The 2,901-nt window shown below is 71.2% G+C and carries 5 protein-coding genes; 1 reads left to right on the forward strand and 4 read right to left on the reverse strand.

All coding sequences use genetic code 11. The features are described from left to right. Together OEY_RS0125590 and gatC are read right to left on the reverse strand one after the other, a co-directional pair. On the reverse strand, positions 1 to 514 hold a 514-nt coding region (locus OEY_RS0125590; RefSeq protein WP_010596584.1), incomplete at its 3' end, for an amidase. After that, entirely contained in the window at positions 511 to 810 is a 300-nt protein-coding gene (gatC, locus tag OEY_RS0125595; RefSeq protein ID WP_003936975.1) for an Asp-tRNA(Asn)/Glu-tRNA(Gln) amidotransferase subunit GatC, read from the reverse strand. The genes OEY_RS0125590 and gatC, both read right to left, overlap by 4 nt. A gap of 290 nt (positions 811 to 1,100) precedes the next feature. On the opposite strand from gatC, the gene OEY_RS0125600 reads away from it, so the two are divergent. Then, on the forward strand, positions 1,101 to 1,751 hold the full coding sequence (locus OEY_RS0125600) for an amino acid-binding protein (protein WP_010596585.1): 651 nt from the start codon (positions 1,101 to 1,103) through the stop codon (positions 1,749 to 1,751). A gap of 9 nt (positions 1,752 to 1,760) precedes the next feature. Here OEY_RS0125600 and OEY_RS0125605 read toward each other — a convergent pair whose 3' ends face one another. Both OEY_RS0125605 and OEY_RS0125610 read right to left on the reverse strand, forming a co-directional pair. Next, the gene (locus tag OEY_RS0125605; protein WP_010596586.1) at positions 1,761 to 2,249 is read right to left on the reverse strand and encodes a GNAT family N-acetyltransferase; all 489 of its coding nucleotides are present in this window, start codon (positions 2,247 to 2,249) and stop codon (positions 1,761 to 1,763) included. Positions 2,250 to 2,328: 79 nt separating this feature from the next. After that, positions 2,329 to 2,901: helix-hairpin-helix domain-containing protein (locus OEY_RS0125610; RefSeq protein WP_010596587.1), on the reverse strand; the 573-nt coding region annotated here is incomplete at its 5' end.

Below are 2,901 nucleotides of genomic sequence, written 5' to 3' on the forward strand. Positions count from 1 at the left end.
GCGGTGCCTGATAGGAGGCCAGCGCGGCTGCCGAACCGCCACCGGACCCACCGGGGATACGGGTGGTGTCCCACGGGTTGCGGGTGGGTCCGTACGCCGAGTTCTCGGTGGACGAGCCCATGGCGAACTCGTCCATGTTGGTCTTGCCCAGGATCGGGATGCCCGCCTGCCGCAGCTTCGTCGTCAGGGTCGCGTCGTACGGCGACATCCAGCCCTCGAGGATCTTCGAGGCACACGTGGTGGGCATGTCGGTCGTGGTGAACACGTCCTTGAGGGCGATCGGGACACCGGCGAGCGGCGAGGCCGGGCTCTCCCCCGCCGCGACCGCGCGGTCCACCTCGGCCGCCGCGGCCAGCGCCTGGTCGCTCGCCACGTGCAGGAACGCGTGGTACTCGCCGTCGACCTCGGCGATGCGGTCGAGGTGCGCACGAGTCACCTCGACCGACGACAGGTCGCCGGAGTGGATGCGTTCGGCGAGATCGGCCGCGGACAGCCGGGTGAGATCGGTGCTCATTCGCCCTCCCCCAGGATCTGCGGGACGGAGAAGCGGCCGTCCTCGACCAGCGGGGCGGCGGCGAGCGCCTGTTCCGGAGTCAGACCCGGGTGCACCTCGTCGGGGCGGGTCACGTTGGTCACCGCGTTCGGGTTGGCCATCGGCGCCACATCGTCCGCGGCCACCTCCGACACAGCCTTGACGTGGCTGAGGATCGTATCCAGCTGGCCGGCGAACTCGTCGAGTTCGGCGTCGGTCAGCGCGAGCCGGGACAACCGGGCGAGGTGCGCGACCTCGTCACGGGAGATGGCAGGCACCTTCGGTGACCCCTTTCCGATGAAGAAACGAACGTGCCGTCCAGGGTAGTGCGTGCCGAACGGCACGGTTTCGCCGGTTCCCCGGACCGTCGCCGGCCGCCCGCCGTGTTGCAGTTCGGAGAAACACCTGTGTCGTTCGTGTGACAACGCGCGCGTGACCGGCGGTTTCCCGGCTCGCCTCGGTGCCGCCGTGCGGGACCGGCGTCCGGCGGGGGTGCGGGAGTGAAAAGATGGTGTCCGTCGCCGGCCGCCCGCCTCGGCCGTGACTTCGGAACCGGGAAAGGACGCTCGTGTCGTACCTGTTACGCGTCCAGCTTCCCGATCGTCCCGGCAGCCTCGGCTCACTCGCCGTTGCGCTCGGGTCGGTCGGTGCGGACATCCTCTCGCTCGACGTCGTCGAGCGCGGTGCCGGCTTCGCGATCGACGATCTCGTCGTCGACGTCGATGCCGGTTCGCTGCCGGACACGCTCATCACGGCCGCCGAACGCCTCGAGGGCGTCACGGTGGACTCGATCCGGCCCTATGCGGGAATCCTCGACACCCACCGCGAACTCGAGCTGATCGACCAGGTCGCCACCGCCCGCCACGACCGGTTGCAGGTGCTCGTCGACGGTGCACCCCGGGTGCTGCGCGTCGGCTGGGCGACCGTCGTGGACACCGGCCCGCACGGCGCGTACCGGGTGGTGGGCAGTTCCGGTGCCCCCGAGACCCGGCCGGCGGACGTGCCGTGGATGCCGCTCGAGAAGCCGATGCTGCTCGACCACGAGGGCGAGTGGGTGCCCGACCTGTGGCGGACGATGAACACTACCCTGGCGGCGGCGCCGCTGGGCACCCACGGGCGGGTACTGATGCTCGGCCGGCCCGGCGGCCCGGAGTTCCGCCCGTCCGAGGTGGCCCGGCTCGGCTACCTGGCCGGCATCATCGGCACCGTCCTCGGCTGAGCGGACGGCTCAGACCAGTTCGCGCACCAGGGTGGTCAGCTCCACGCCGGGGACCGGCGCCCAGTCCCGCTCGGTGACCGGGACGAATCCGTTGCGGTCGTAGATGCGGCGCGCCTCGACCATGTCCGGCTGGGTGGACAGCACCACCGCGCGATCACCGCGGTCGTACGCGGTGTCGAGGACGTGCCGCACCAGCGCCGACCCGACCCCGCGCCCGCGTGCCGACGCCGCGACGGCCAGCATCCGGAACTCGAGTTCGCCCTTCTCGGCGATGTTCGCGAAGCGTGATGCCGGTTCGGCCAGCGTCACCGACCCGACGATCTCGCCGTCGGCCAGTGCGATCACCACCTCGGCGTGTTCGTCGCGGGTGGCGGTGTCGCGCAGACGCTCGGCGTACGGGTCGTCGGGCTCGACGAATCCGCCGCCGACGTACACGTCGACGGTGAGGGCGCCGACGGCGTCGTACTCGTCCGGGCTCACGCGTCTGATCTCGATCACTCGAGGACTATCGCAGTGCCCACCCCCTCCGCCCAAACGGTTCCCGCGCGATCCTCGTCACACCGGCACCGGCCGCCGGTCAGCTCTCGAGCTCGCCGAACTCCTCCTCGATCGCGTCCGTGCCACCCGAGACGCCGGCCGGGCCGAGCTCGAGCAGGCGGCGGAACCCCTCCTCGTCGAGGACAGGGACGCCCAGCTCGGCCGCCTTGTCGGCCTTCGTTCCCGGCGCGTCCCCGACGACGACGAACGCGGTCTTCTTCGACACCGAGCCGGCCGCCTTGCCACCGCGGAGCAGGATCGCCTCCTTGGCCTGATCCCGTGAGAACCCCTCGAGCGAGCCGGTGACGACGATCGACAGACCCTCGAGTGTGCGTTCGACGGATTCGTCGCGCTCGTCGAGCATGCGCACCCCGGCCGCGCGCCACTTCTCGACGATCGCGACGTGCCAGTCGACCGCGAACCATTCGCCCAGCGCCGCTGCGATGGTCGGTCCGACCCCCTCCACTGCGGCGAGCTCGTCGACGGACGCCTCCCGGATCCGGTCGAGGCTGCCGAACTCGGTGGCCAGTGCCCGCGCGGCGGTCGGGCCGACGTGCCGGATCGACAGCGCGACCAGCACCCGCCACAGCGGCTTTTCCTTTGCCGCGCGGAG

The sequence above is a fragment of the Rhodococcus sp. P14 genome, from assembly GCF_000256505.1.
Classification (GTDB): Bacteria; Actinomycetota; Actinomycetes; order Mycobacteriales; family Mycobacteriaceae; genus Rhodococcus; species Rhodococcus ruber.